Origin of the sequence: Actinokineospora guangxiensis (assembly GCF_042657845.1) — a bacterium.
GTDB classification, from domain to species: domain Bacteria; phylum Actinomycetota; class Actinomycetes; order Mycobacteriales; family Pseudonocardiaceae; genus Actinokineospora; species Actinokineospora guangxiensis.
This window is the reverse complement of sequence record NZ_JBHSKF010000001.1, coordinates 594,942-621,834: the sequence shown is the minus strand read 5'-3', so window position 1 is coordinate 621,834 and position 26,893 is coordinate 594,942. Positions and strand designations below refer to the sequence as shown.

The 26,893-nt window shown below is 73.0% G+C and carries 27 protein-coding genes; 6 read left to right on the top strand and 21 right to left on the bottom strand.

Annotated features, from left to right (window positions below; translation table 11 throughout):
* Nucleotides 1–80 precede the first annotated feature (80 nt).
* The 10 genes from nuoI to ACFPM7_RS02865 form a co-directional block, all read right to left on the bottom strand.
* Nucleotides 81–602, bottom strand: coding sequence for an NADH-quinone oxidoreductase subunit NuoI (nuoI, locus tag ACFPM7_RS02910; protein WP_378243431.1), 522 nt, complete (start codon nt 600–602; stop codon nt 81–83).
* Nucleotides 599–1,906 carry an NADH-quinone oxidoreductase subunit NuoH gene (nuoH, locus tag ACFPM7_RS02905; RefSeq protein WP_378243429.1) on the bottom strand — a complete coding sequence of 436 codons (1,308 nt, stop codon included), beginning with the start codon at nt 1,904–1,906 and terminating at the stop codon, nt 599–601. The genes nuoI and nuoH overlap by 4 nt, the downstream gene beginning before the upstream one ends.
* Nucleotides 1,903–4,365: an NADH-quinone oxidoreductase subunit G gene (locus ACFPM7_RS02900; RefSeq protein ID WP_378243427.1), complete on the bottom strand. Its 2,463-nt coding sequence runs from the start codon at nt 4,363–4,365 to the stop codon at nt 1,903–1,905. The genes nuoH and ACFPM7_RS02900 overlap by 4 nt, the downstream gene beginning before the upstream one ends.
* Nucleotides 4,362–5,660: an NADH-quinone oxidoreductase subunit NuoF gene (gene nuoF, locus ACFPM7_RS02895; RefSeq protein ID WP_378243425.1), complete on the bottom strand. Its 1,299-nt coding sequence runs from the start codon at nt 5,658–5,660 to the stop codon at nt 4,362–4,364. Before nuoF ends, ACFPM7_RS02900 begins: the two co-directional genes overlap by 4 nt.
* Complete coding sequence (nuoE, locus tag ACFPM7_RS02890) at nt 5,657–6,562, bottom strand: NADH-quinone oxidoreductase subunit NuoE (protein WP_378243423.1); 906 nt, start codon at nt 6,560–6,562, stop codon at nt 5,657–5,659. Before nuoE ends, nuoF begins: the two co-directional genes overlap by 4 nt.
* Entirely contained in the window at nt 6,559–7,905 is a 1,347-nt protein-coding gene (locus tag ACFPM7_RS02885) for an NADH-quinone oxidoreductase subunit D (RefSeq protein WP_378243421.1), read from the bottom strand. The genes nuoE and ACFPM7_RS02885 overlap by 4 nt, the downstream gene beginning before the upstream one ends.
* Nucleotides 7,902–8,717 (bottom strand): NADH-quinone oxidoreductase subunit C, encoded by an 816-nt coding sequence (locus tag ACFPM7_RS02880; protein ID WP_378243419.1) that lies wholly within the window; start codon nt 8,715–8,717, stop codon nt 7,902–7,904. Before ACFPM7_RS02880 ends, ACFPM7_RS02885 begins: the two co-directional genes overlap by 4 nt.
* A 3-nt stretch (nt 8,718–8,720) precedes the next feature.
* Nucleotides 8,721–9,272, bottom strand: a complete 552-nt coding sequence (locus tag ACFPM7_RS02875; RefSeq protein ID WP_378243417.1) for a NuoB/complex I 20 kDa subunit family protein — start codon at nt 9,270–9,272, stop codon at nt 8,721–8,723.
* A gap of 20 nt (nt 9,273–9,292) precedes the next feature.
* A complete protein-coding gene (locus ACFPM7_RS02870) occupies nt 9,293–9,697 on the bottom strand; it encodes an NADH-quinone oxidoreductase subunit A (RefSeq protein WP_378243415.1) in 405 nt (134 codons plus the stop codon).
* A 271-nt stretch (nt 9,698–9,968) separates the two neighbouring features.
* The gene (locus ACFPM7_RS02865; protein WP_378243413.1) at nt 9,969–11,267 is read right to left on the bottom strand and encodes a geranylgeranyl reductase family protein; all 1,299 of its coding nucleotides are present in this window, start codon (nt 11,265–11,267) and stop codon (nt 9,969–9,971) included.
* A gap of 178 nt (nt 11,268–11,445) precedes the next feature.
* Between ACFPM7_RS02865 and ACFPM7_RS02860 the strand changes: the two genes are divergently transcribed.
* Nucleotides 11,446–12,192, top strand: coding sequence for a DUF4328 domain-containing protein (locus tag ACFPM7_RS02860; protein WP_378243411.1), 747 nt, complete (start codon nt 11,446–11,448; stop codon nt 12,190–12,192).
* 31 nt (nt 12,193–12,223) lie between these two features.
* Here ACFPM7_RS02860 and ACFPM7_RS02855 read toward each other — a convergent pair whose 3' ends face one another.
* Nucleotides 12,224–13,429 carry a peptidoglycan DD-metalloendopeptidase family protein gene (locus ACFPM7_RS02855; RefSeq protein WP_378243409.1) on the bottom strand — a complete coding sequence of 402 codons (1,206 nt, stop codon included), beginning with the start codon at nt 13,427–13,429 and terminating at the stop codon, nt 12,224–12,226.
* Between the two features lie 262 nt (nt 13,430–13,691).
* Between ACFPM7_RS02855 and ACFPM7_RS02850 the strand changes: the two genes are divergently transcribed.
* A complete protein-coding gene (locus ACFPM7_RS02850) occupies nt 13,692–14,627 on the top strand; it encodes a helix-turn-helix domain-containing protein (RefSeq protein WP_378243407.1) in 936 nt (311 codons plus the stop codon).
* Here the strand turns inward: ACFPM7_RS02850 and ACFPM7_RS02845 are convergent.
* Both ACFPM7_RS02845 and ACFPM7_RS02840 read right to left on the bottom strand, forming a co-directional pair.
* Nucleotides 14,624–15,325, bottom strand: coding sequence for a demethylmenaquinone methyltransferase (locus tag ACFPM7_RS02845; RefSeq protein ID WP_378243405.1), 702 nt, complete (start codon nt 15,323–15,325; stop codon nt 14,624–14,626). The genes ACFPM7_RS02850 and ACFPM7_RS02845 overlap by 4 nt on opposite strands.
* 50 nt (nt 15,326–15,375) lie before the next feature.
* Nucleotides 15,376–16,494 (bottom strand): glycosyltransferase family 4 protein, encoded by a 1,119-nt coding sequence (locus ACFPM7_RS02840; protein WP_378243403.1) that lies wholly within the window; start codon nt 16,492–16,494, stop codon nt 15,376–15,378.
* A gap of 165 nt (nt 16,495–16,659) precedes the next feature.
* Here ACFPM7_RS02840 and ACFPM7_RS02835 point away from each other — a divergent pair, with 165 nt between their 5' ends.
* Entirely contained in the window at nt 16,660–17,502 is an 843-nt protein-coding gene (locus tag ACFPM7_RS02835; protein ID WP_378243401.1) for an inositol monophosphatase family protein, read from the top strand.
* Between the two features lie 28 nt (nt 17,503–17,530).
* On the opposite strand, the gene paaE is transcribed toward ACFPM7_RS02835, so the two are convergent.
* The 8 genes from paaE to menD form a co-directional block, all read right to left on the bottom strand.
* Complete coding sequence (paaE, locus tag ACFPM7_RS02830; protein ID WP_378243399.1) at nt 17,531–18,589, bottom strand: 1,2-phenylacetyl-CoA epoxidase subunit PaaE; 1,059 nt, start codon at nt 18,587–18,589, stop codon at nt 17,531–17,533.
* 2 nt (nt 18,590–18,591) lie between these two features.
* Nucleotides 18,592–19,083, bottom strand: coding sequence for a 1,2-phenylacetyl-CoA epoxidase subunit PaaD (gene paaD, locus ACFPM7_RS02825; protein ID WP_378243839.1), 492 nt, complete (start codon nt 19,081–19,083; stop codon nt 18,592–18,594).
* A complete protein-coding gene (gene paaC, locus ACFPM7_RS02820; RefSeq protein ID WP_378243837.1) occupies nt 19,077–19,937 on the bottom strand; it encodes a 1,2-phenylacetyl-CoA epoxidase subunit PaaC in 861 nt (286 codons plus the stop codon). Before paaC ends, paaD begins: the two co-directional genes overlap by 7 nt.
* A gap of 29 nt (nt 19,938–19,966) precedes the next feature.
* Nucleotides 19,967–20,263, bottom strand: a complete 297-nt coding sequence (gene paaB, locus ACFPM7_RS02815; RefSeq protein WP_378243397.1) for a 1,2-phenylacetyl-CoA epoxidase subunit PaaB — start codon at nt 20,261–20,263, stop codon at nt 19,967–19,969.
* Nucleotides 20,260–21,192 (bottom strand): 1,2-phenylacetyl-CoA epoxidase subunit PaaA, encoded by a 933-nt coding sequence (gene paaA, locus ACFPM7_RS02810; RefSeq protein WP_378243395.1) that lies wholly within the window; start codon nt 21,190–21,192, stop codon nt 20,260–20,262. The genes paaB and paaA overlap by 4 nt, the downstream gene beginning before the upstream one ends.
* Nucleotides 21,193–21,235: 43 nt before the next feature.
* Nucleotides 21,236–21,697, bottom strand: a complete 462-nt coding sequence (locus ACFPM7_RS02805; RefSeq protein WP_378243392.1) for a DUF3592 domain-containing protein — start codon at nt 21,695–21,697, stop codon at nt 21,236–21,238.
* 130 nt (nt 21,698–21,827) lie between these two features.
* Nucleotides 21,828–22,406, bottom strand: coding sequence for a TetR/AcrR family transcriptional regulator (locus ACFPM7_RS02800; protein WP_378243390.1), 579 nt, complete (start codon nt 22,404–22,406; stop codon nt 21,828–21,830).
* 22 nt (nt 22,407–22,428) lie between these two features.
* Complete coding sequence (gene menD, locus ACFPM7_RS02795) at nt 22,429–24,099, bottom strand: 2-succinyl-5-enolpyruvyl-6-hydroxy-3-cyclohexene-1-carboxylic-acid synthase (protein WP_378243388.1); 1,671 nt, start codon at nt 24,097–24,099, stop codon at nt 22,429–22,431.
* Between the two features lie 90 nt (nt 24,100–24,189).
* Here menD and ACFPM7_RS02790 point away from each other — a divergent pair, with 90 nt between their 5' ends.
* Genes ACFPM7_RS02790 through ACFPM7_RS02780 form a run of 3 tightly spaced genes read left to right on the top strand, consistent with a single transcriptional unit; the run spans nt 24,190 to nt 26,890 of the window.
* On the top strand, nt 24,190–25,101 hold the full coding sequence (locus ACFPM7_RS02790) for a 1,4-dihydroxy-2-naphthoyl-CoA synthase (RefSeq protein ID WP_378243386.1): 912 nt from the start codon (nt 24,190–24,192) through the stop codon (nt 25,099–25,101).
* Nucleotides 25,101–26,084, top strand: a complete 984-nt coding sequence (gene menE / locus ACFPM7_RS02785; RefSeq protein WP_378243384.1) for an o-succinylbenzoate--CoA ligase — start codon at nt 25,101–25,103, stop codon at nt 26,082–26,084. Before ACFPM7_RS02790 ends, menE begins: the two co-directional genes overlap by 1 nt.
* A gap of 59 nt (nt 26,085–26,143) precedes the next feature.
* On the top strand, nt 26,144–26,890 hold the full coding sequence (locus tag ACFPM7_RS02780; protein ID WP_378243382.1) for an N-acetyltransferase: 747 nt from the start codon (nt 26,144–26,146) through the stop codon (nt 26,888–26,890).
* The last annotated feature ends 3 nt before the right edge of the window (nt 26,891–26,893 follow it).

Below are 26,893 nucleotides of genomic sequence, written 5' to 3'. Positions count from 1 at the left end.
CGTGGTGAAGTCCCGTCCCGGTCCCCTGGGGTGCTGCCGGGTGTCACGCGAGTCGCAGAGCAGTGCCGACATGCGGTGCGTCACTTCACGTCTCCCTTGGCCAGCTCGGGACCGAGGACGTAGTAGTCCTGCTCGTGGTCGCCGAGGCGCATCGGGTGCGGGGGCTGCTCCATGCCGGGCAGCAGCGGCGCGAGCAGCTGCTCCTTGGTGTAGATGAGCCGCTGGCGGTCGTCGTCGGCCAGCTCGAACTCGGTGATCATCGTCAGCGAGCGGGTCGGGCAGGCCTCGACGCACAGGCCGCAGCCGATGCACCGCAGGTAGTTGATCTGGTAGTCGGCTCCGTAGCGCTCACCCGGGGAGTAGCGCTCCTCGTCGGTGTTGTCGCCGCCCTCGACGAAGATCGCGTCGGCCGGGCAGGCCCAGGCGCACAGCTCGCAGCCGACGCACTTCTCCAGCCCGTCCGGGTGCCGGTTGAGCTGGTGGCGGCCGTGGTAGCGGGGCGCGGCGCCAGGCCAGTCCTCGGGGTACTCCTCGGTCACGACCTTCTTGAACATCGTGCCGAAGGTGACGCCGAAGCCCTTGAGCGGATCGAAGATGCTCACTGGTCGGTCTCCTTCTGGGCCTCGTCCGGGCCCGCGCCGACGGGCACGGCCTGGCGGCGCTTGCGGGCGCGCACGGCCTTGGGGCTGTTCTTGTCCGGCACCTGTAGGTCCAGGGGCGGGACGGGGTAGCCGCCGCCGGTCAGCTCGATCGGCTTCGGCCCGCGCTCGACGTTCTTCTCCGGCAGCAGGAAGCTCAGGCCGATCAGCAGGATCAGCACGACACCGCCGGCGACCAGGATCGTGGTCGTGGAGATCTCGCCCTCGGCGCGGAAGGCGCGGATGGCGGTGACGCCGACGATCCAGATCAGGTTCGCCGGGACCAGGAACTTCCAGCCGAGCTTCATGAACTGGTCGTAGCGCAGGCGGGGCAGCGTGCCGCGCAGCCAGATGAAGACGAACAGGATCATCAGCGTCTTGCCCATGAACCACAGCACCGGCCACCAGCCGGTGTTGAACATGTTGTCGTTGATGAGCGAGATCGGCCACGGCGCCATGTACCCGCCGAGGAACAGCGTGGTGCACATCGCCGAGACGATGACCATGTTCACGTACTCGGCGAGGAAGAACAGCGCGAACTTCATCGAGCTGTACTCGGTGTGGAAGCCGCCGACCAGCTCCGACTCGGCCTCGGGGAGGTCGAACGGGGCACGGTTGGTCTCGCCGACCATCGACACGAAGAAGATCAGGAAGCTCGGCACCAGGGTGACGGCGAACCAGATGCTCTGTTGCGCGTCCACGATGTCGCCTGTGGACAGCGAGCCCGCGTGCAGGATCACCGCCACGATGGACAGTCCGAGCGCGATCTCGTAGGAGATCACCTGCGCCGCCGAGCGCAGGCCGCCGAGCAGCGGGTACGGCGAGCCGGACGCCCAGCCCGCGAGCACGATGCCGTAGACGCCCAGCGACGAGCAGGCCAGCACGACCAGCGCGCCGACCGGCAGGTCGACCAGCTGCAGCACGGTGCGCTCGCCGAAGATGCTGACCTCGGGTCCGAAGGGGATCACCGAGAAGGCCAGGAACGCGGGCACCGTGGAGACGATCGGCGCGAGGAAGTACACCTTCCGGTCGGCCGTGTCCGGGATGATCTGCTCCTTGAACGGGAGCTTGATCGCATCGGCGACCGACTGCAGCCACCCGCCGGGGCCGACCCGGTTGGGGCCGGGGCGGTGCTGCATGCGGGCGACGACCTTGCGCTCCCAGATGATCATGAACATGGTCATCAGGGCGCCCAGCAGCAGCAGGACGACGCACTTGATCGCGATCAGCCAGAACGGGTCGTCCGCGAGCAGCTCTGCGCGCGTCATGAAGTGCCTCCAGAGACTCCGGTGACGCTGACGACGTCGCCGTGGCCCGCGCCGAGCGCGGCGCGCAGCGCCGAGCCGGGCGAGTTGGTGGGCAGCCAGACCACGCCGTCGGGCAGGTCGGCCACGTGCACCGGCACGTCGACCGAGCCGCGCGCGGTGCTCACCGTGGCGGTCCCGGTGACGGCCACGCCGAGCGCGGTCGCGGTGCTCAGCGACATCCGGGCGTAGACCGGGCGCTGGGTGCCCGCCAGGTGCGGCTCGCCGTCCTGCAGCGAGCCGTTGTCCAGCAGCATCCGCCAGGACGCCAGCACGGCCTCGCCCGCGCCCGCGGTGCGCGGCGCGGCGGCCACGTCCGGGGCGGCGGCGCTGCGCGCGACGGCGTTGGCGCCGGTCAGCTTGGCCAGGTCGGCCGCGGCGGCGGCCGGGGTCTGGGTGAACAGGTCGGCGTCCATCTCGACGGCGAGGGTGTCCAGGACCCGGCAGTCCGGCAGCGCGCCGGAGGTCTCCAGCGTCAGGCCGAACGGGCGGTGGCGGCCCTCCCAGTTGAGGAAGCTGCCCGACTTCTCGGCGGCGGCGGCCACCGGGAGCACGACGTGGGCGCGGTCGGTGACCGCGCTGCGGCGCAGCTCCAGGCTCACGACGAAGCCCGCGGTCTCCAGCGCGCGCAGCGCCAGCTCCGGGTCGGCCAGGTCGAACGGGTCGACACCGCCGACCACGAGGCCGCCGAGCCGGCCCGCCGCCGCGGCGGCGAGGATCTCGTCGGTGTCGCGGCCGGGCAGCGCGGGCAGCGCGCCCTCGGCCAGGCCCCACACCTGCTCGACGGCGGCACGGGCTCCGGCGTCGGCGACCGGGCGTCCGCCCGGCAGCAGCGTCGGGACCGCGCCCGCCTCCAGCGCGCCGCGCTCACCGGCGCGGCGGGGAATCCAGGCGACCTTCGCGCCGGTCGAGCCCGCCAGCCGCAGCACCGCGCTGAACAGGCCGGGGATCGCCGCGGCGCGCTCGCCGACGAGGATCACCGCACCCGCCGCGCCCAGCGCCGCGGTCACGTCGGGGGCGTGCTGGCCGAGCGCGTCGAGGGTCGTGGGCTCGGCGCCGGGGGCGCAGGCCAGCAGCGTGCCCGAGGTCTTGGTGACGCTGGGGCTGCTCCACTGGCCGACGTGGAAGACCTTGGTGCGGGTCTTGCGCGCGGCCTTGCGCAGCCGCAGGAAGACGATGGGCGCTTCTTCCTCCGGCTCGAAGGCCACGCACAGCACCGCGGGCGCACCCTCGATCGCGGCGAACGTCACGCCGTCGTCGGGTGCGGTGCCGACGATGGTCGAGGCGAGGAAGTCCAGCTCCTCGGCCGAGTGCGGCCGGGCGCGGAAGTCCACGTCGTTGGTGCCGAGGGCGACGCGGGCGAACTTGGCGTAGGCGTAGGCGTCCTCGACGGTCAGCCGACCGCCCGCCAGCACGCCGACCCCCTGCTCGCGAGCGGCGGCGAGGCCCTCGGCGGCGGCGGTGAGCGCCTCGGTCCAGCTGGACTCGACCAGCTCGCCGGTCGCGGCGTCGCGCACCATCGGCCGGGTGATCCGGTCGTCGGCGGTGACGTAGCGGAAGGCGAAGCGGCCCTTGTCGCAGATCCACTCCTCGTTGACCTGCGGGTCGTCGGCGGCCAGCTTGCGCATGATCTTGCCGCGGCGCCAGTCGGTGCGCTCGGCGCAGCCCGACGAGCAGCCCTCGCAGACGCCCGGGGTGGACACCAGGTCGAACGGGCGGGAGCGGAAGCGGTAGGCGGCGCTGGTGAGCGCGCCGACCGGGCAGATCTGGATGGTGTTGCCGGAGAAGTAGCTCTGGAAGGGCTTCTCCTCGGCGATGCCGATCTGCTGCTGCGCGCCGCGCTCCAGCAGCTCGATGAACGGGTCGCCGGCGATCTGGGCGGAGAAGCGGGTGCAGCGCTGGCAGAGCACGCAGCGCTCGCGGTCGAGCAGCACCTGGGTGCTGATCGGCAGCGGCTTGGCGAAGGTCCGCTTGGTCTCCACGAAGCGGGAGTCCGCGCGGCCGTTGGACATCGCCTGGTTCTGCAGCGGGCACTCGCCGCCCTTGTCGCAGATCGGGCAGTCCAGCGGGTGGTTGATGAGCAGCAGCTCCATCACGCCACGCTGGGCCTTGTCGGCGACCGGCGAGGTCTCCTGGGTGTTGACGACCATGCCGTCGGCCACCGTGATCGTGCAGCTGGCCTGGGGCTTCGGCATCGGCCGACCGCCCATCTCGACCTCGACCAGGCACTGCCTGCAGGCGCCCGCGGGCTCCAGCAGCGGGTGGTCGCAGAAGCGCGGGATCATGATCCCGAGCCGCTCGGCGGTGCGGATGACCAGCTCGCCCTTGGGCGCGTCGACCTCGATGCCGTCGATGGTCAGCCGCACGTGCCCCTCGGGTACCGGGGGCTTGTCCGTGGTGGGGTTCTCCGGGGCGATCGTCATGCCTGCGCTCCAGCGAGTTCGGGCTTGCGGTTCTTGTCGCAGAGGGCCAAGAACTCGTCGCGGAAGTACTGGATGCCGCTGGTGATCGGCGCGACCGCGCCGTCACCGAGGGCGCAGAAGCTGCGGCCGAGGATGTTGTCGCAGATGTCGAGCATCGTCTCGATGTCGGCCTCGGTGCCCTCGCCCGCGACCATCCGCTCCAGGATGCCGGTCAGCCAGTAGGTGCCCTCGCGGCACGGCGTGCACTTGCCGCAGGACTCGTGCTCGTAGAACTGCGTCCACTTCATGACCGCCCACGGCACGGACACGGTCTCGTTGAAGACCATGACCGCGGTGGTGCCCAGCAGCGAGCCCGCCTCGGCGGCGCCCTCGAAGTCCAGCGGGACGTCGAGGTGCTCGGCGGTGAACATCGGCGTGGACGAGCCGCCCGGGGTCCAGAACTTCAGCGGGATGCCGTCCTTCATGCCCCCCGCCAGCTCCAGCAGCTCGCGCAGCGTGGTGCCCAGCGGCGCCTCGAACTGGCCGGGGTTGGTCACGTGGCCGGAGATCGAGTAGATCTTCGGGCCGGGCGAGCGCTCGGTGCCCATGGTGCGGAACCAGTCGCTGCCGCCGTTGACGATGAACGGCACGCTGGCGATGGTCTCGACGTTGTTGACCGTGGTCGGCGCGGCGTAGAGGCCCGCGGCGGCCGGGAACGGCGGCTTGAGCCTCGGCTGGCCGCGGCGGCCCTCCAGGGAGTCCAGCAGCGCCGTCTCCTCGCCGCAGATGTAGGCGCCCGCGCCCGCGTGCACGACGATGTCGAGGTCGTAGCCCGAGCCGAGGATGTCCTTGCCCAGGTAGCCCGCCCCGTAGGCCTCGCGCAGCGCGGCGTTGAGGCGGCGGATGCAGTGCAGGGCCTCACCGCGCACATAGATGAAGCAGTGGTGCGCGCGCATCGCGTACGAGGCGATGACGCAGCCCTCGATGAGCGAGTGCGGGTCCGCCATCATCAGCGGGATGTCCTTGCACGTGCCCGGCTCGCCCTCGTCGGCGTTGATGACCAGGTAGTGCGGCTTGTCCTCGTTGGTCGGCATGAACGACCACTTGACGCCCGCGGGGAACCCGGCGCCGCCGCGCCCGCGCAGGCCGGAGGCCTTGACCAGCTCGACGAGCTGCTCGGGGGTGCCGCCGAGCGCCGTGCGCAGGGCGGTGTAGCCCTCCAGCTGCTCGTAGGTCTTGAGCGACCACGACTTCGGCGACAGCCACCGCTTGGTCAGCACCGGGGTGACCGGCGCGGGCTTGTTGGGAGCACTCACTTCTTCGTCACCGCCACATCAGTCGAATCCGCGGGCTTCTTCTCCGACGGCAGCCGCACGGTGTCGGGCATCGCGGGCGCGACCCAGCCGCGCTCGTTGGCCAGCTGGGCTCCGCGCAGCGTCTCCACCGCCGCGGACGGGCCGTCCACACCAGCGGCGTACTCGGCGGCGTCGTCCGGGAAGAACCCGGCCAGCTCCAGCTCGGCGGTGCGGAAGTCGCGCAGCGGCGCGCCGCGCGTCGGGGCCGGGCGCTCGCCCGCGCGAAGCGCGTCGACCAGGGCCACCGCGGAGTCCACGGTCTGGTTGTCGTAGAACTCGTAGTTGACCTGGACGACCGGGCCGAGGTCGCAGGCGGCCAGGCACTCGGCGTGCTCCAGCGTGATCGAGCCCGGCGTGCCCGGCTCCCCCGCCGTCTCGTTGTGCCCGACCTTCTTGCCGTCGGAGCCCAGGTGCTCGCCGAGCTTCTTGTAGATGTCGTCGCCGCCCAGGACCGCGCACAGGGTGTTGGTGCACACCGACACCAGGTGCTCGCCGCAGGTCTTGCGCTTGTACATCGTGTAGAAGGTCGCCACGGCCGACACCTCGGCCGGGGTGAGGTCCAGCTGCGCGGCGCAGAAGTGGATGCCCGCCTGGCTGACCCGGCCCTCCACCGACTGCACCAGGTGCAGCATCGGCAGCAGCGCCGAGCGCGACTGCGGGTAGCGGGCGATGATCGCCTGGGCGCGCTCGACGGTGAGCGTGTCGAACACGCTCAGGTCGGGCATGGTCTCTTCCACGAGCTGCTCGGCCGGGACGGGCGCGATCTTGACGACGTCCACGTCGGCCACCGTCTCCTGGTGCGTCGGACCGCCGCCGACGCTGGAGCCGCCATAGGTCTTGCCGGTGCTGAGGTTCTCGCTCACCGGTCACAACCCCCCATCACCGGGTCGATCGACGCGATGGCCGCGATGAGGTCGGCGACCATGCCGCCCTCGCTCATGGCGGGCATCGCCTGCAGGTTGATGAAGCTGGGTTCGCGCACGTGCACGCGGACCGGGCGGGTGCCGCCGTCGGAGACGAGGTGGTAGCCCAGCTCGCCGCGCGGGGACTCCACCGGCACGTACACCTGGCCCGCCGGGACCTTGAAGCCCTCGGTCACCAGCTTGAAGTGGTGGATCAGCGACTCCATCGACTGGCCCATGATCTTGCGGACGTGCTCGAGGGAGTTGCCCATGCCGTCGGAGCCGATGGTCAGCTTGGCGGGCCAGGCGACCTTGGCGTCCTCCACCATCACCGGGCCGGGCTCCAGCTTGCGCAGCGCCTGCTCGATGATCCGCAGCGACTGGCGCATCTCCTCCAGCCGCAGCAGGTAGCGGGCGAAGGCGTCGGCGTCGGTGGAGGTCGGGACCTCGAAGTCGTAGTCCTCGTAGCCCAGGTACGGCTCGGTCTTGCGCAGGTCCCAGGCCAGGCCCGCCGAGCGCAGGACCGGACCGGTGACGCCCAGCGCGAGGCAGGCGTCGACGGGCAGGTAGCCGACGTCCTTGAGGCGGTTGCGCCAGATCGGCTGCCCGGTGAGCAGGCGGTCGTAGTCGGGCAGCCGCTTGCGCATCACCTTGATGAACTCGGTGATGTGCTGGTGGTAGTCCTCCGGCAGGTCCTGGGCGACGCCGCCGGGGCGGATGAACGCGTGGTTCATGCGCAGGCCGGTCAGGTGCTCCAGCAGGTGCAGGCCCTCTTCGCGCTCGCGGAAGCCCGAGGTCATCGCCGTCAGCGAGCCCAGCTCCATGCCGCCGGTGGCCAGCGCCACCAGGTGCGAGGTGATCCGGTTGATCTCCATGAGGATGATCCGGATCGTCTGCGCGCGCGGCGGGGCCTCGATGCCGAGCAGCTTCTCCACGCCGAGGCAGTAGGCGGCCTCGTTGTGCAGCGGCGCCAGGTAGTCCATACGCGTCACGAAGGTGACGCCCTGGGTCCAGGTCCGGTACTCGCAGTTCTTCTCGATGCCGGTGTGCAGGTAGCCGATCACCGAGCGGGCCTGGGTGACGGTCTCGCCCTCCAGCTCCAGCACCAGGCGCAGCACGCCGTGGGTGGACGGGTGCTGCGGGCCCATGTTGATGACGATGCGCTCGTCGTGCTGGGCGTCCTCCAGCACCTCGTCCCAGTCGCCGCCGGTGACGGTGTAGACCTTGCCCTCGGTGGTCCGGCGCTCGTCGGCGTAGGCGTCTTCGGCGCTGACGCCCTCGGCGCTGGTGTCGTGCGTGGTCACGAGTACGACCTCCGCTGGTCGGGCGGAGGAATCTCCGCGCCCTTGTACTCCACCGGGATGCCGCCCAGCGGGTAGTCCTTGCGCTGCGGGTGCCCGTCCCAGTCGTCCGGCATGAGGATGCGGGTCAGGGCGGGGTGGCCGTCGTAGACGATGCCGAACATGTCCCACGCCTCCCGCTCCTGCCAGTCGGCGGTCGGGTAGACCTCGACGATCGAGGGGATGCGCGCGTCCTCGACATCGACGGCGACCTCCAGGCGGATGCGCCGCCGGTAGGTCATCGACGTGAGGTTGTAGACGGTGTGCAGCCGCTGCGGCACGTCGACGCCGTAGTCCACACCGGACACCGAGCTGCACAGCTCGAAGCGCAGGGCCTGCTCGTCGCGCAGGGTCCAGCACAGCGCCACCAGGTGCTCGCGCTGCACGTAGAGGGTGATCTCGCCGCGGTCGACGGTGACCTGCTGGATGGCCGCCGCGGGGATCTCGCGGGCGGTCATCGCGGTGTGCAGGTCGTCGGCGAACTCGTCGAACCAGCCGCCGTAGGGGCGCTCGGCCGGGACGGGGCTGTAGGCGGGCAGCTGCAGGCCGCCGAAGCCGGAGGTGTCGCCGGTGCCGGAGACCTGGAACATGCCCTGGCGGGTGCGCCCGGCGACGACCGGCTCGGCGGGCACGGGGGCCTGGTGCTCGGCGGGACGCGCCAGCGTGGTGTCCGGCTCCAGGCCGGCGTCCGGGCGCTGGGCGCTGCTGCCCTCCTCGCCGGGATCGCGGCCCGGGGCGTCGGCCTGGGGTGTGGTGGGGTTCTCGTCAGCAGCCATGGGTCACTTCTTCTTCGCGAACTTCACCGAGGACGGGATCAGCTCGGTGCGGTCGCCGCGCTCCAGTCGCGCGGCGGCGCGGGCGGCGTTGATCGGCTCGTCGCCGATCTTGGCGTGCAGCTTCAGGATCGCGTCGAGCAGCATCTCCGGGCGCGGCGGGCAGCCGGGCAGGTACATGTCGACCGGCACGATGTGGTCGACGCCCTGCACCACGGCGTAGTTGTTGAACATGCCGCCGGAGGAGGCGCAGACGCCCATGGCGAGCACCCAGCGCGGCTCGGCCATCTGGTCGTAGATCTGGCGCAGCACCGGGGCCATCTTGTTGGTGACCCGGCCGGCGACGATCATCAGGTCGGCCTGGCGCGGGGAGGCGCGGAAGGCCTCCATGCCGAAGCGGGCGATGTCGTAGCGCGGGCCGCCGGTGGTCATCATCTCGATGGCGCAGCAGGCCAGTCCGAACGTCGCGGGCCACAGCGAGTTCTTGCGGCCCCAGTTGACCAGCTTCTCCAGGCTGGCCAGCAGGATGCCGTTCGGGAGCTTCTCCTCAAGACCCATCGGTTCCGCCTCCCCTCTCTCTAGTTCCAGTCCAGCCCGCCGCGGCGCCACACGTAGGCGTAGGCGAATCCGACGGTGGCGATGAACAAGAAGATCTCGACCAGGCCGAAGAGCCCGAGCGCGTCGGCCGACACCGCGAACGGGTAGAGAAAGACCATCTCGATGTCGAACAGGATGAACAGCATCGCGGTCAGGTAGTAGGCGACCGGGACGCGCCCGCCGCCGACGATCGGCTGCGGCGACGGCTCGATGCCGCACTCGTAGGCCTCGAACTTCGCCCTGTTGTAGCGCGACGGGCCGACGAGGGGCCCCAGCAGCGCAGAGAAGATGGCGAAGGCCAATGCCAACACGAACATCGCCACCAAGGGCAGATACACACCCAGATCGGTGGTCACGTCCACGTCTTGGGCAAGCAGCACCGACACCCTCGCGTCCTTTCCCCGGCGTCCTCCGGCCGAACCCTAGAGTTCGCGATCACGCCAATGGTCATTAGGCGGACCTAACCGGACGGGTCGACGCTTGTGAAAACCTTCACAAGCTACACCGCTCTCTTGTGAACGCGTTCACAGCATCGGACCCAGTCTAGGACGTGGCTCACAGTGCTGAACGACACCCCCTAAAGGTGCCTGAGCAGCGCTAACGCGATGCTTGCGTCGGCAACCAGACGGACCGCCCGACGCGGATCACACCCGCGGATCAGACACTCGGGGCCATCCGGGTCGCCGCGGTGATGATCCGGTCGAAAGCGTCACCGTCGCGCTCGTCGTAGAGGCCGGCGAGCAGCTTGAGGACCAGCTTCATCAGCGTCTTGCGCGGCAGGCCGTACTTGGTGGCCGTGCGCATGATGACCGGGTTGCCGATGAGCTTGGAGAAGATGTTGCCGAGGCGGTAGTAGCTGCCCAGCGCCTGGCGCATGGCGAGCGGGTAGCCCTCCAGCGCCCGCTCCCTGGCGGGGCCCTCGGCCCGCGCCAGGGCCTGGACCACGATCTCGGCGGCGATGCGCGCGGACTCCATCGCGTAGCCGATGCCCTCGCCGTTGAACGGGTTCACCATGCCGCCCGCGTCGCCGACGAGCAGCAGGCCGGGCACGTAGTGCGGGGTCCGGTTGAAGCCCATCGGCAGCGCCGCGCCGCCGACCTTGCCGATCGCGTTCTCCTCGCGCAGGCCCCACTCCTCGGGGGTGCCGTCGAGCCAGGAGCGCATCAGCTTGCGGTAGTCGGTGGTGCCGAACGCCTTGGACGTGGAGAGGATGCCCAGCCCGGCGTTGATGGTGCCGTCGCCCATGCCGAAGATCCAGCCGTAGCCGGGCAGCAGCACCGGGTTGGCGGGGTCGGTGCGGTCCCAGAGCTCAAGGTGCGACTCCAGGTAGTCGTCCTTGCTCTTGGGCGACTCGTAGTACCGGCGCACCGCGACGCCCATCGGCCGCTTGTCGATCTTCTCCAGCCCGACGGAGAGCGCGAGCCGGGCGGAGACGCCGTCGCAGGCCAGCACCAGCGGGGCGCGGTAGGTCACGGGGACCCGGTCCGGACCCGCCTTCGCGGTGACGCCGATCACGCGGCCGGTCTTGTCGTCGGTGATCGCGCCCTGCACGGAGGTGTTCTCCAGCAGCCGGGCGCCGGCGCGCTGGGCGGTGCGGGCCAGCATCTCGTCGAAGTCCTGCCGGGGCCGGACGACGCCGTACGGGGGGAAGGAGGCCAGGTCGGGCCAGTCGAGTTCCATCGTGACCCCGCCGCCGACGACGCGCAGACCGCGGTTGTGCAGCCAGCCCGCCTGCTCGCGGGTGTCGATGCCGAGATCGATGAGCTGCTTGACCCCGCGCGGGGTCAGCCCGTCGCCGCAGACCTTCTCGCGGGGAAAGGCGGACTTCTCCAGCAGCAGCACATCCAGCCCGGCCCTGGCGAGGTACGTCGCCGCGGTCGAGCCCGCGGGGCCCGCCCCCACGACGATGACCTCAGCGTCCTCGCCCGCCTTGCGACGGCAGATCGACGTGCTCATGGCCCTCCCTTGCCCGACCCGCCTTACCCCGGCGAGTCTAGAGGTGACCGGTCCGGCGGCTCGGCGAGCGCCGCCATCGCCGGGGTGAAACGGGGCACGCGGCGGCGACGACCCTGCAAGCGGAGGGGTCCGCCGGGCCGGGTCGGCCCGCACCGAGGTGGTCGTGGGAGTGGTGGGTGTGACTGATCTGCCGACGCCGCCGATGGGCGTGCCGGTGGGTGTCCAGGGTGCTGTCCAGGGTGCTGTCGCCGTGTTGGAGCCGGAGCGCGCGGTGGTGCGGCCGAATCGGCTGGCGCGGTACGCGGCCTCGGCGCTGATCCTGGCGACGAGCGCGGTCGCGGGTCTGGTGGCGTGGCAGTCCTGGCGCTCCTACCACCTGGTGCGCGATGTCCTGTCGCGGTTCCCGACGGTCACCGCCGAGCAGGTCGCGGTGGCCGAGCAGCGGGCCGCCTGGCTGTCGTGGGCGTGGCTGGGCGGGCTGGCGCTGTCGTGGGTGGCGTTCGCGGTGTGGCTGTGGCGGGCCAGGGTGAACGCGGCCCGGGTGTGTGATGCCGGGCACCGGCTGCGGATCAGGTGGGCGGTGCTGGCGTGGGTGGTGCCGGTGGCGAACCTGTGGTGGCCGCAGATGGTGCTGGCCGACGTGCACCGGGCGAGCAGGCCGTCGACGCCGGAGCGCGGGGCGCGGCTGGCCGAGGTGCGCGGGAGCCCGCTGGTCGGGCTGTGGTGGGCGGCGTTCCTGGCCGCGCACGCGGTGGATCTCGTGGCGCTGCACCTGATCGCGGGCGAGCAGACGGAGCGGGTGTTCCGGGACCTGTTCGTCGCCACCGCGGCCAGCGCGGGGCTCACGGCCGTCGCCGCGGTCGCGGCGCTGGTGCTGATGCGGCGGATCGACCGGTGGCAGGACGGGCGGCCCGCGATCCGGTGAGGGACGCGGGCCGCCCGCCTGCCGGTGGGGGTCAGCAGGCCGGGGCGACCGGTTCGTTGGAGCCGGTGTCGACGAAGCCGTCGCTGATCCAGTTGTTCGTGGTCAGCTTGTTCCACAGGTCGGTGGCGCCCCAGTTGCCCTGGACGGTGCCGCCGCGCGCGGTGCAGACGATCGAGATCGTCGCGCCGTCGGCGGCGGTGCCCACCACGCCGTAGTTCAGGCCGGGGCCCGAGCGCAGGTTGACGCTGGTGTTCGAGCCCGCGTCGACCGTGCCCGTCGGGTACTCCGACGGCGGGGTGCTGCCGGGGCCGTAGTTGGTGATGCGGCCGTTGCCCGGGTAGACGCGGGTGCCGTTGCGCTCGGCGTAGCCCTGGTAGGCCGAGCCGCCCTCGTAGAAGGTCCAGCCGCCGAACTTCATGCCCTGCACGCTCTGCTCGGTGTTGCCGCGCAGCAGGGAGAAGTGCACGTGCGCGCCGCTGCTGGAACCGCCGCAGGGCAGCTCGTTGCCGATGGTGCCCAGGTAGGTGCCGGTGCTGACCCGGCTGCCGTCGGCGAGGGTGGTCAGGTTCAGCATGTGGTAGTAGGTGGTGCTGTACCCGTTGTCGTGGACGACCTTCACCAGCGCGCTGCGCCCGCGGATGCAGCTCTTGTAGACGCGGCCGGGACCGGCCGAGAGCACCTGGCCGTTGCCGCCGTTGAAGTCGATGGAGTTGAACGGCCTGCTGCTGCCGCTGTTGCCGTGCGGGCCGCCGCCCATCCACCAGGACACGCCCTGCGCCCAGGGCAGGCCCAGGCCGGTGTCGGCCAGCGCCGAGACGCCCGCCGCCCCCGCCTGGTGGCTGGCGAAGGTGCGCTTCTCCCCCTCGCTGAGCACGGCGGCGGGCGCCTTGGCCGCCAGCGCGGTGAAGCCCGGCGTGCTGTCGAGTTCGACGCGCCAGCCGTCGCGGGAGCGGTGGGCGAGGAACAGGGCCATCGTGGGGGCCTGGTGCTCGTCGGTGGCCCACAGCGGGATGGTGGTGCTGCCGAAGACCCAGCTCCCGGCGGTGCGGGTCGGCTCGACCAGGGGTTCGCGGACCGGCGTCGACAGCGTCGCCGGGCCGTGCTGGGCGAGCATGGCGGCGCGGACGGAGGTGGCGAGGTCGGCCGCGCCCGCCGCCGTGGCTCCGGGAAGGGGGACGATCACCGCGAGCCCGATCGCGGCGGCCGCCAGCGCGGCTTTGAGGACTGCTCGGGACATGTGCCCTCCAGAACTGTGTGTGCAGGGTGGACGGCGGGTTCCGGGACCGCCGACGCCGCTGATGACAGCCGGGGGCCCGCGCGGTGGTCAAGACCACGGCCGCCCGAGCGCGGCCGTCTGTGATGCAGAACGGCAATACTGTGAAGCGTTACCCTCGCCGACAGGGCTTTCCCGCCGCCACGGCCGCTCCTACTCTCTGATGTTCCACAGACGACACCGAGGGCACAGTTCGGCGACCAGGGGCTGCACGAGGAGCTGGCACGTGGCGAGCACCGGACCGGGACACGACGTGGAGGCCCTGCTGCGCACGGGCCCCTTCCACGACGCGCTGCGCGCCGCCATCGACCGCAGCGGCCTGACCCTGGACCGCCTGCGCGAGCGGCTGGCCCGGCGCGGCATCCACGTCAGCCTCGCCAGCCTGAGCTACTGGCGCCTGGGCCGCAGCCGCCCGGAGCGCCCCGACTCGCTGCGCGCCGTGCAGGCCATCGAGGCGATCCTGGGACTGCCCAAGCACTCCCTGGAGGCGCTGCTCGGCCCGCCGCGCCCGCGCGGGCGGTGGGTGGGCCGGGCGACGGCGACCAAGCGCTACGGCAACCTGCTCGAACCCGCGCGCGCCCTGGCCGAGACGGTGGACATGCTCGTCGGCCCGTCGGACGGCAAGTTGCGCCCGCGCTACCTCGACGACGCGGTGGTGCTCGACGGCGGCGGCGCGGTGCGCGAGATCCGCTCCCGGCAGGTCGTGCGCGCCGTCGGCGACGAGCCGGACCGCCACATCGCCGTCTACTGCGAGGAACCGGGCACCGATCCGTCCGCTGTGGACGTCCTCGCGCTGGAGAACTGCCGCGTCGGCCGGGTCCGCAGGCACCCGCACGCTCCTGTCATCGCCGCGGAGCTGCTCTTCGACCGCGCGCTGCGCACGGGTCAGACCCACCTGTTCGAGTACAAGGTCACCGTCGCCGACGGTCTGCCGACGACGGTCTACCGGCGCGCTTTCCGCTACCCGGCGGAGACCTACGTCGCCAGCGTCCGGTTCCACAGCGGACGGCTGCCGGTGCGCTGCTGGGGTTTCGTGCAGCAGGGCGAGGACCCGGTGCAGGCGGTGGAGGAGGAGCTGCCGATGTCGGCGGGCCACCTCGTGCACATCTCGGCGGGCGAGGTGATCCCCGGGGTGCTCGGCGTCGAGTGGGAGTGGGCCTAGCGGGGGTTGCCAGCGGGCTTGACGGCCCGGTGGATGGCGACGACGCCGAGGGTGAGCTTCATCCACTCCACCTCGGCCCACCCCGACTCCGCGATCGTCTCGGCGACGGCGCGCTCGCCGGGCCAGTCGCGCATCGACTCGGCGAGGTACTTGTAGGCCACCGCGTTGGAGGAGAACGGCCGGATCGCCAGCGGCAGGCCGCGCAGGATGGTGTTGTGGTAGAGCCACCGGAACAGGCGCATCCTGGGCTGCGACACCTCGCAGATCACCAGCCTGCCGCCGGGCCGGGTGACCCTGGCCATCTCGCGCAGGGCGGCGACGGTGTCGTCCATGTTGCGCAGGCCGAGGGAGACGGTGACCGCGTCGAAGGCGTTGTCGGCGAAGGGCAGGTGGAAGGCGTCGGCGGCGACCTTGGGGACGTCGCGGTGGGCGCCGTGGCGCAGCATCTGCAGGGAGAAGTCGGCGGCGACGCACCAGGCTCCCGAGCGCGCGTACTCCACCGTCGAGACGGCGGTCCCCGCGGCGAGGTCGAGGACCTTCTCCCCGGGCGAGGCGTCCAGGGCGCGGCGGGTCAGCTCCCGCCAGCGGCGGTCGAAGCCCAGGGTCATGACCGAGTTCGTGCGGTCGTAGCCCTTCGCGACGCCGTCGAACATCGCGGCGATGTCCTCGCGCTTCTTGTCCAGCCCAGCTCGGCCCATGCGCGAACTGTACGACCTCAGCCCCGGCGCGGTGCGGGCACCGTCCCGCCTCAGGCGGCCTTGGCGAGCCCCGCGCCCGCGACCTGCGAGTAGTGGCCCAGGAGTTCGTCGCACACCGCGCTCCAGGTGCGGGTGCGCACGGCGGCGCGGCCCGCGGCGCCCATGCGCCTGCGCGGCAGGGCGTCGGCCAGGGCGCGCACGGCGGCGGGCAGCTCGGCGGCGAAGGCGTCCGGGTCGAGCAGGAAGCCGGTGCGGCCGTGCTCGACGAGGTCGCGGGGCCCGCCCGCGTCCGGGGCGATCACCGGCAGGCCGCTGGCCATCGCCTCCTGCACGGCCTGGCAGAACGTCTCGTGGGGTCCGGTGTGGACGAACACGTCCAGGCTGGCGTAGGCGGCGGCGAGGTCCGCGCCGTCGCGGAAGCCGAGGAAGGCCGCGCCGGGCAGGGCCGCGCGCAGGGCCGGGGCGTCGGGGCCCTCGCCCACGACGACCACCCGGACGCCGGGCAGGGCGCTGAGCGCGGCGAGCCGCCGCACCTGCTTCTCCGGCGCGAGCCTGCCGACGTACCCGACGAGCAGTTCCCCGCCGGGGGCCAGCGACGCCCGCAGCGCGCGGTCGGCGCGGTCGGGGTGGAAGCGGTGGGTGTCGACGCCGCGCGCCCAGCGGTGCACCCGGGGCACGCCGTGCGCGGCGAGGTCGGCGGCCGAGGCCGTCGACGGGGCCAGGGTGCGGTCGGCGGCGCTGTGCAGGCGCCGGATCCAGCGCCACGCCGCCCGCGAGCCGCGGCTGAGCCCGTAGGCGGCGGCGAACCCGGCGACGTCGGTCTGGTAGACCGCGACCGTCGGCACGCCGAGGCGGCGCGCGGCGCGCAGCCCGGCGGCGCCCAGCACGAACGGCGAGGCCAGGTGCACCACGTCGGGGGCGAAGGCGGCCAGCTCGGCGTGCACGCGCGGGCTCGGCAGCCCGATCGGCAGCGAGGTGATCCCCGGCAGGTCGACGGCCTTGACCCGGTGCACCCGCGCGTGCAGGTAGCGGTCGGGCCCGGCGGTGCCCGGGGCGATGACCACGGCCTGGTGGCCGCGCAGCCGCAGGTGCTCCAGCACCCGCAGCACGGAGTTGGTCACACCGTTCACCTGCGGCAGGAAGCTCTCGGTGACTATGGCGACGCGCACGGGCCGAACGTCGCATCCGGTGCTGCCCTCGGGTGGGCGAGCGCGTGAGCGGCAGGCGAACGCCACCCCAACACCCGGCGCGGCGGGCAACCTTGTCCAGGTGCTCCCCCGCAGGACACCTGCCGGACGACCGGCGGCCATCGAGGGTGGTGACTCTAGGTAGGCATGACCGCCTTGTCCCCCCGCCCCGTCGAGCCCGGCCTGCTCTCCCGCGCGCTGGAGGTGGCGGGCAGGCTGGCCAACGACGCCACCGACGTGATCACCGCGACGGCGGGCCGCGGCGCGCGCCCCGGGGTCAAGGACAACCCGTTCGACTGGGTCACCGACACCGACCGCACCCTGGAGCGCCACACCCGCCGGGTGCTGACCGCCGAGTTCCCGGGCATCCCGGTGATCGGCGAGGAGTTCGGCGGCGACCCCGCGGGCGCGCCGCTGCACTGGGTGGTGGACCCGGTCGACGGCACCGCGAACTACGTCGCCGGTCTGCCCTGGTGCGCCTACAGCCTCGCCCTGGTGGACGACTCCGGCCCGGTGGTGGGCGTGATCGCCGACCCCTACCGCGGGCAGATCTACGCCGCCGCGCGCGGGCGCGGCGCGCGCGCCAACGGGCAGCGGGTCTCGCTCAGCGACCGCGCCGAGGTCACCGGCGCGGTGGTGTGCACCGAGCTGGCGCGGTCGGGGGCGTGGCCGGGAATGGGCGCGTTCATCGAACGGGCGGCCTCGGCGCACGCGGGCGTGCGGGTGCTGGGCTCGGCGGCGCTGACGATCACCCAGGTGGCACTGGGCCACGCGGCGGCGGCGGTGCTGCACAGCTACCACTCGTGGGACGTCGCGGGCGCCCTGGCCTTGGCCGCCGAGTCCGGCGCGGTGGTCCTGGACCACACCGGCGCGGACGCGGCCATGCCCCTGGACGGCCTGCTGGTGGCCGCACCGGGGGTGGCCGACGAGGTCCTGTCGTGGTGGCGCGCCACCCGCCCCGCCGACCTGCCCGCTCCCGCGCGCCGCTGATCCGCGCCAGCACCGCACGGCCCACGCCTCAGGCGTCGAAGTCGACGGTGACCTTCTCCGCGGTCGGCACGGCCTGGCAGGTCAGGACGAAGCCGGCGTCGACCTCGTGCTGCTCCAGGGCGTAGTTGCGCCGCATCGCCACCTCGCCGACGACGACCTTCGCCCGGCACGTCCCGCACACCCCGCCTTTGCAGGCGAACGGCAGGTCCGCGCGCACGCGCTGGGCGCCGTCGAGGATCGGCTCGTCGTAGGGCAGCGAGAGGGTGGTCTCGCGGCCGTCGAGCAGGACGGTGACCTCGGCGGCGGGGCCGTCGGGGCGGCGTTCGTCGGCGCGCTTGGGCTCGGGCGGGGGCTCGTCGACGTAGAACAGTTCGCGGTGGACGCGCTCGGGGGGGACGCCGCGTTCGGCGAGGACGCCGGAGGCGTCGGTGACCAGGCCGAACGGGCCGCACAGCCACCAGTGGTCGATGTCCTGGCTGGGCACGACGGCGTCCAGCAGCGCGGCGAGGCGCGCGGCGTCCAGGCGGCCGGAGAACAGCTCGACGTCGCCGGGCTCGCGGGAGAGCACGTGCACCAGCTGGAAGCGGTCGCGGTGGCGGTCCTTGAGGTCGGAGAGCTCCTCGGCGAACATCACCGTGTCGCTGCGGCGGTTGCCGTAGAGCAGGGTGACGCGGCTGTCGGGGTCGGCCAGGACGGTCGCGGCGATGGACAGGACCGGGGTGATGCCCGAGCCCGCGGCGATGAGCGCGTGGTGGCCGGGGGTGGCCAGGTCGGGGCTGAAGGAGCCCAGCGGCGCCATCACCTCCAGCACGTCGCCCGCGCGCAGCGAGTCGACCAGGTGCGCGGAGAACAGGCCGCCGTCGACGCGGCGCACCCCGATGCGCGGCGCGGCCCCGGCGGGCGCGCAGATCGAGTACGAGCGGCGCTCCTCGCGGCCCTCGACGTCCTGGCGCAGCGTCAGGTACTGGCCCGCGGTGAACGCGAACCGCTCGCGCAGCTCGTCGGGCACGGCGAAGGTGACGGCGACGGCGTCGTCGCAGAGCCGGTCGACGGCCGCCACCGGGAGGGTGTGGAAGGTCCGGCGCACCGTCAGATCTCCTTGATGTGCTCGAAGGGCTCCTTGCAGTCCGCGCAGGAGCGCAGCGCCTTGCAGGCGGTGGAGCCGAAGCGGGACAGCTCGCGGGTGTTGGCCGAGCCGCAGCGCGGGCAGGCCACCCGGGCGGCGGGCGGCTCCAGGGTCAGCGGCACCGGCCCGGCGGCGCGCGGGCCGATGCGCGCGGGCGGGGCGATGCCGTGCTCGGCCAGCTTGCGCAGGCCCTCCTCGCTGATCCAGTCGGTGGTCCAGGCGGGGGCGAGCGCGGTGCGCACCTCGACGTCGGTGTATCCGGCGGCGGTGAGCGCCCGGGTCAGGTCGGCGCGCATCTCGTCCAGGGCTGGGCAGCCGGAGTAGGTCGGGGTAATCGTGACGACGACCCGCTCCCCCTGCTCCCGCACCTCGCGCAGGACGCCGAGATCGGCCAGGGTCAGCACCGGCAGCTCGGGGTCGAGCACCGAGGCCGCCACCGCCGCGGCGCTCACCAGAGGGCTCCTGGCATCGAGCGGTGGATGTGCTGCATCTCGGCGAGCAGGTAGCCCATGGCCTCGGTGTGGATGCCGTCGCGGCCGGGGCCGCCCGCGCGGGCGGCGGCGGTGGGGCGCTGGAGGTCGGCGGCGGTGAAGACGGTGTCGAGCACCTCGTCGACCTCGGCGCGCAGCTCGGCCGGGTCGACCGCGACGCCCGCGTCGGCCAGCCGCGCCTCGACGGGGTGGGCGGTGAACAGCTCCTCGACGTAGGGCCACACCAGGTCCAGCCCGGCGATCATCCGCTCGCGCGAGTACTCGGTGCCGCCCGCCAGGCGCAGCGTCCACTGGGCGGCGTGGTCGCGGTGGTAGGCGACCTCCTTGACGCCCTTGGCCGCGACCGCCGAGAGCACCGGGTCGCGCGAGCCGACCAGGCGCTGGAGCAGGGCGAGGCGGTGGGTGGCGAAGACCAGCAGCCGGGCGATCGTGGCGGCGAAGTCGCCGCCGGGGCCGGGGCCGCAGTCGACCTCGACCAGGCGGGTGTTGCGGAACTCGTGCTCGTCGCGCTCGAAGGCCAGGGTGTCCTCGTCGCAGGCGACGCCGTCGGCCTCGGCGGCGCGGGTGAGCAGCAGGCGGGCCTGGCCGAGCAGGTCGAGGGCGATGTTCGCCAGGGCGACGTCCTCCTCCAGCTCGGGGGCGCGCGAGGTCCACTCGGCGAGTCGCTGGGACAGGATCAGGGCGTCGTCGCCGAGCATGAGCGCGTAGGCGGCGAGGTCGTCGGTGTCGACATCGGCGGGCAGCGCCCTGTCCACACCGGACAGCGCGGCGGTGAAGCCGGTGCCGAAGGCCCAGTGGCGCTCCTCACCGGCCTCCATCAGGCCGCTGTAGGCGTTCTCGTGGTCGCTCACAGGTGCGGGACGTCTTCCGGGATGGCGTAGAACGTCGGGTGGCGGTAGACCTTGTCGCCCGCGGGCTCGAAGAACGGGTCCTTCTCGTCCGGGCTGGAGGCGGTGATCGCCGAGGCGGGGACGACCCAGATGCTGACACCCTCGTTGCGGCGGGTGTAGAGGTCGCGCGCGTTGCGCAGCGCCATCTCGTCGTCGGGGGCGTGCAGGGAGCCGACGTGCACGTGGTTGAGGCCGCGCTTGCCGCGCACGAACACCTCGTAGAGGGGCCAGGAGGACCGGGGACCGCCGCTCACGCCACGTGCTCCTTCGCTGCTTTCTTGGCCGCGTAGGCCGCCGCGGCCTCGCGCACCCACGCGCCGTCCTCGTGGGCCTTGCGCCGGTGCTCGACGCGCTGGGCGTTGCAGGGGCCGTCGCCGTGGACGACCTGCCAGAACTCGGTCCAGTCGATCTCGCCGAAGTCGTGGTGGCCGCGCTCGGGGTTCCACTTCAGGTCCGGGTCGGGCAGCGTGACGCCGAGCTTGGCGGCCTGCGGCACGGTCATGTCGACGAACTTCTGGCGCAGCTCGTCGTTGGTGTGGCGCTTGATCCGCCACTTCATCGACTGCTCGGTGTTGGTCGACTCGGTGTCCGACGGCCCGAACATCATCAGCGACGGCCACCAGAAGCGGTCGACGGCGCGCTGCACCATCTCCCGCTGGTCGCGGGTGCCCGCCATCATGGTGAGCAGCAGCTCGTAGCCCTGCCGCTGGTGGAAGGACTCCTCCTTGCAGACCCGGATCATGGCGCGCGCGTACGGGCCGTAGGAGGTGCGGCACAGCGGCACCTGGTTGCAGATGGCGGCGCCGTCGACCAGCCACCCGATGACGCCGACGTCGGCGAAGCTCAGGGTGGGGTAGTTGAAGATCGAGGAGTACTTCTGGCGGCCGGTGATCAGCTTGGTCGTCAGGTCCTCGCGGTCGGCCCCGAGCGTCTCGGCGGCGGCGTACAGGTAGAGCCCGTGCCCGGCCTCGTCCTGCACCTTGGCCAGCAGGATCGCCTTGCGCCGCAGCGAGGGCGCCCGGGAGATCCAGTTGCCCTCCGGCTGCATCCCGATGATCTCGGAGTGCGCGTGCTGGGCGATCTGGCGGATCAGCGTCTTGCGGTATCCGTCGGGCATCCAGTCGCGCGGCTCGACCCGATGGTCGGCGGCGACGACGCGCTCGAACTCACGCTCCAACTCCACAGCTACGGATGTTACACCTTTTCGCAGATTCTGCGATCGTCCGTCACACCCGCTTGACCCGGTGCGGCGGCCGCAGGTGCAGCGGCCCCTGCCTGCTCAACCACCACAGCAGCCCCCCGACGACCACCCACGTCACCCCCAGGACGCTGAACACCGGCATGAACATCAACGCCGCCCCCCGCCCCGCGACCCTGACCAGATCCGGGTTCCTGGTGTCGTACTCCACCCGCACGACCTGCCCGACCTCAAGGTGCTGCGGGTAGAGCACCCCCACCGACGGCACGTGCTCGGCCCCGTCGGGCGTGGTGAACCGCACCAGCGTCCGGTGGAAGTCCACCGCCACCACATCCGCCTCGGCCCGCCCGGTGTTGCCCTCGATCGCCCCGTCCTCCACGAAGGCGGCGACGATGAGCAGCAGCCCGAACACCGTGAGCAACCCACCCACCACGACCCCGACCCGGGCAACTGTCTGGCGCAACCGCGCCCTGGCGTCGAGCACCGGCACGGGACGAGCCTAGTCGAGGGCTCCGGCGGGGGTGCCGGACTTGTCCACACCCGCGCATCGGGCGTGGTGGCGGGTGGTCCGTGCGGCATGACCTGGCGGCGGGGGCCGGATGTTCGGGCAGGCCCGCCCCTCACACCGTGCGGATCAGAGCCTCGGCGTAGGTGGTGGTGTCCAGGGCCGCACCGATCGCTCGGTGCAGGGCGATTCCCTCGATGGCGGCCAGGGCCAGTGCCGCTGTCGCCTCGGGGTCCGCCGCTCCCCCCGCGCGCAGCCAGTCCGCGAGCCGGGCGCGCAGGTCGGCGACCACCGCCGCCAGGCCCGTCCGCAGGGCCGGGTGGCGGGGGGCGGCCAGGACGATCTCCGACATCAGGCGGGAGGCGGGGGCGTCGGCGGGGTGGGCGTCGAGCTGGGTGATCAGGCGGGTGAGGCCCGCGGGGAGGTCGGCGGGGAGGTCGGCAGGGAGGTCGGCAGGGAGGTCGGCGCCGTCGAGGTGGTCCAGCCAGGACGAGCCGAAGGAGCGGCAGAAGTCCAGGGCGGCCGTGGTGAGCAGGTCGGCGACGGTCGGGAAGTGGTAGTGGACCAGGGCGGGGTTCAGCCCCGCCCGCTCGGCGACCGCGCGGGTCGACACCGCGCCCCAGCCGACCTCGGGGATCAGGTCGAGGGCGGCGGTCAGCAGGCGGGTGCGGGTGGCCTCGCCGCGGGCGGACATCAGCGCACCTGGCGGGCGGGCATCAGCGGGCTTCGGCGGCGGCGGCGCGCAGGCGGGCGTGGAGGTCGCGCAGGGTGGCGCGGTCGGTGTGGATCTCGATGACGCGCAGGCCGGGCGCGGGCTCCAGGGCCGCCAGCAGCTCCGCGGGCGTGCGCGGGGCGGTGTGGGGTACGCCGTGGGCGGTGCAGAGGGAGCGGATGTCGACGCCGTGGGGGGTGCCGAAGACGCGCTCGAAGGAGGCCTTGTGCTCGGCCGCGCCTTGCTCCAGGAGGCTGAAGATGCCGCCGCCGTCGTCGTTGACCACCACGACCGCCAGGTCCGGGCGGTCGTCGCCGGGGCCGATGAGCAGGCCGTTGGTGTCGTGCAGGAAGGTCAGGTCGCCCATGAGGGCGTAGCCGGGGCGGCCGGTGCCGATGGCGACGCCGATGGCGGTCGAGAGGTTGCCGTCGATGCCCGCGACGCCGCGGTTGGCGTGCACCTCGACGTCGGCGCGGTGATCGGCCACCAGGTCGACGTCGCGGATCGGGGTGGAGGAGCCGAGGAACAGGGTCGCGCCCGAGGGCAGGGCCTCGACCACGGTGCGGGCGACCTGGGGGCCGGTGGGCCAGGGCTGCTCGCCCAGCAGCTTGTCCACCGCGGTCGCCGCGGCGGTCTCGGCCTCGACCCACGCGGCGAGCCACGCCGGGTCCGCGGGGGCGATGTGCGGCAGGTCGTCGTCGTCCAGCCAGCTGCGGACGTGCTCGGCGACGTACTGCGGGTCCGTCCACTGCGGGTGGTCGCCGATGCCGATGACCGGCGCGCTGTCCATCAGGCCGCGCACCCCGCGCGAGAGCGTCGGCCTGCCGACCACCACGACCGCCTCCGGACGCAGCGCCGAGGGCAGCGGCGCGGCCAGCAGCAGCGGGCCGCCGCGCAGCACCCGGGCGCCGCCGGAGACCGCCGCCGCCGACCCGACCGGCTCGGCGATCACCGGCCAGCCCGCCTTCGCCGCCACGGCCGCCGCCGCGCGCGCCCGCACCGGGTCGCCGCTGCCGACGACCATCAGGGCGCGGGCGGGCAGGTCGAAGTCGACGCGGTTGCCGGGCGGGGTGCGCTGGGCCGACCAGGTCGTCCAGCGGGCCCCGCCGGGGCGGCCGTCGAGGGCGTCGGGCCAGTCGTCGCCGAAAGTCGGGACCAGGGGCTCGCGGAACGGGACGTCCAGCTGCACCGGCCTGCCGGTCTCCGCGCGCGCCACGCCCCGGCAGACCAGGCCGCGCCACACCGGGTTGAGCCCGGCGCGGTGCTCGGCGACCGGGAAGTCGACGGCGACCGCCGCGCTGCCGAACACCCCGCGCTGGTCGATGGTCTGGTTCGCGCCCGTGCCGTGCAGCTCCGGCGGCCGGTCGGCGGTGATCAGCAGCAGCCCGACGCCGGAGTGGTGGGCCTCCAGGACCGCCGGGTGCAGGTTGGCCACCGCGGTGCCCGAGGTGCACACCACCGCCGCCGGGCGGCCGGTGGCGCGGGCGAGGCCGAGGGCGAGGAACCCGGCGGCGCGCTCGTCCACGCGCACGTGCAGGCGCAGCCGCTCGCGCGCCTCGTAGAGGGCGAAGGACAGGGGCGCGTTGCGCGAACCAGGGCACAGCACGACGTGGCGCACGTCGTTGCGGATCAGCTCGTCGACTATCACTGTCGCCATCGCGGTGGACGGGTTCACGCGGTCAGCCTGCCACGACGCGTCCGGGGGCCGCCGTCCCGGGACGGTCCCGGGACTGAAGTCCCGGGACCGCGCCGGCATGCTGCACCCGTGGCTGAGACCCAGGTATCCGAGCTGTTCGACCCGGCGCGGTGGCGCGAGATCGAGGGCTTCGACTTCACCGACATCACCTACCACCGGGCCGTCGACACCGGTGCCGTGCGCATCGCGTTCGACCGGCCCGAGGTGCGCAACGCCTTCCGCCCGCACACGGTGGACGAGCTGTACCGCGCCCTGGACCACGCGCGGATGAGCGCCGACGTCGGCGTGGTGCTGCTCACCGGCAACGGCCCGTCCCCGCGCGACGGCGGCTGGGCCTTCTGCTCCGGCGGCGACCAGCGCATCCGCGGCCGCACGGGCTACCAGTACGCCGCGGGCGAGACCGCCGAGACGGTCGACCCGGCGCGCGCGGGCAGGCTGCACATCCTGGAGTGCCAGCGGCTGATCCGGTTCATGCCGAAGGTCGTCATCGCCGTGGTGCCCGGCTGGGCCGCCGGCGGCGGGCACAGCCTGCACGTGACCTGCGACCTGACCCTGGCCAGCGCCGAGCACGCCAGGTTCAAGCAGACCGACGCCGACGTCGGCAGCTTCGACGCCGGCTACGGCTCGGCCTACCTGGCCCGGCAGATGGGCCAGAAGTTCGCCCGCGAGGTGTTCTTCCTCGGCCGCGCCTACACCGCCGAGGAGATGGTGCGCATGGGCGCGGTCAACCGCGCGGTGCCGCACGCGGAGCTGGAGGCCGAGGCGCTGGAGTGGGCGCGGGAGATCAACGGCAAGTCGCCGACCGCGCGCCGCATGCTCAAGTACGCCTTCAACCTCATCGATGACGGCCTGGTCGGGCAGCAGATGTTCGCCGGTGAGACGACGCGGCTGGCCTACATGACCGACGAGGCCGTCGAGGGCCGCGACGCGTTCCTGGAGAAGCGCGACCCCGACTGGTCGCCCTACCCGCACTACTACTGATGGATCTCCTGCGCGGCAGGCTGCGGGCCGCCCTGGACGGGGGGCCCGCGCTGGCCGTGCCCACTTCCGGCTCGACCGGCGAGCCGAAGTCGGTGCTGCTGCCGGGGTCGGCGCTGCTGGCCTCGGCGGCGGCCACGCACGCCCGCCTCGGCGGACCGGGCACCTGGCTGCTGGCCCTGCCGACGACCCACATCGCGGGCATCCAGGTCCTGGTGCGCTCGCTCGTCGCGGGCACGACCCCCGCTGAACTGGCGGGACCCTTCCGCGGCAAGTCGTTCACCGAGGCCGCAGCCGACGTGTTGGCCGCCGACGGCCCCCGCTACACCGCGCTGGTGCCGACGCAGCTGACCCGCGTCCTGGAGTGGGGCGGCGACGCCCTGGCCGCCTTGCGCTCCTTCGACGCGGTGCTGATCGGCGGCGCCGCGCTCGCCCCGCCGGTGCTGGCCGCCGCGCGCGAGGCCGGGGTCCGCGTGGTGCGGACCTACGGGATGACCGAGACCGCGGGCGGCTGCGTCTACGACGGCCTCCCCCTCGACGGCGTCTCCGTCGAGATCACCGCCGCGGGCCTGGTCCGGCTCGGCGGCCCGACCGTCGCCCACGGCTACGCGGGCTCGGCCCCGTTCGGCGGCTGGTTCACCACCTCCGACCTCGGCGAGCTGGTCGACGGGCGGCTGCAGGTGCTCGGCCGCGCCGACGACCTGATCAACACCGGCGGCGAGAAGGTCGCGCCCGCGGCGGTGGAGGCGGTGCTGCTCGCCCAGCCGGGCGTGCGGGCGGTCTGCGTCGTCGGCGTGCCCGACCCGGAGTGGGGCCAGCGGGTCGCCGCGCTGGTCGTCGGCGCGCTGTCGCAGGACGCGCTGGCCGCGGTGCGCGCGGCGCTGGGGGCCGCCGCGGTGCCGCGGCGGGTGGTGACGGTGGACGCGCTGCCGGAGAAGGCGCCGGGCAAGGTGGACCGGGCGGCTGCGGCGGCGCTGGCGGGCTAGCCGGGCGCGACCTCAATCCGGGTGTGCCCGCGCGGGGCGCCGCCTACCATCGGCTCGTTGTGGACCTCGTGCTGACGACCGCGGCCGAACGGCCCGACCTGGCCCCGCTGACCGCGGGCTTCCCCGGCGGCTGGCCGGAATTCATGTACTACGACCTGACCGGCGGCCTGTACTACGACCTGACCAAGACCCTCTACGCCGAGCACGTGATCATCGCCTACGACCCCGCCCGCCCCGACCGGGCCGCGGCGAAGGCCTACACCGTGCCGTTCCACGCCGAGGACGGCGAGGAGCTGCCCGACGACGGCTGGGACGAGGTCATCCGCCGCTCCGCGCTGGACCGGATCACCGGCCGCGCGCCCAACCGGGTCTCGGCGCTGGAGGTCTGCATCCAGACCGATCTGCGCGGCAGCGGCCTGGCGAAGGTCATGCTGGGCGCGATGCGCGACAACGCGCGCAAGCTCGGCTTCGACACGCTGCTCGCGCCCGTGCGCCCCAGCGGCAAGGACGCCTTTCCCGACGTGCCGATGTCGGACTACGCCTTCCGCACCCGCGACGACGGTCTGCCCGTCGACCCGTGGCTGCGGGTGCACGTGCGCGCGGGCGGGCGGATCGCGCGGGTCGCTCCGAAGTCGATGACGATCCCCGGCACCCTCGCCGAGTGGCGGGCGTGGACCGGCCTGCCCTTCGACACCGACGGGCCGGTGACCGTGCCCGGCGCGCTGGCGCCCGTGCTGTGCGACACCACCCACGACCACGCGGTGTACATCGAGCCCAACGTGTGGGTCGAGCATCCCCTCGGTTAGCCC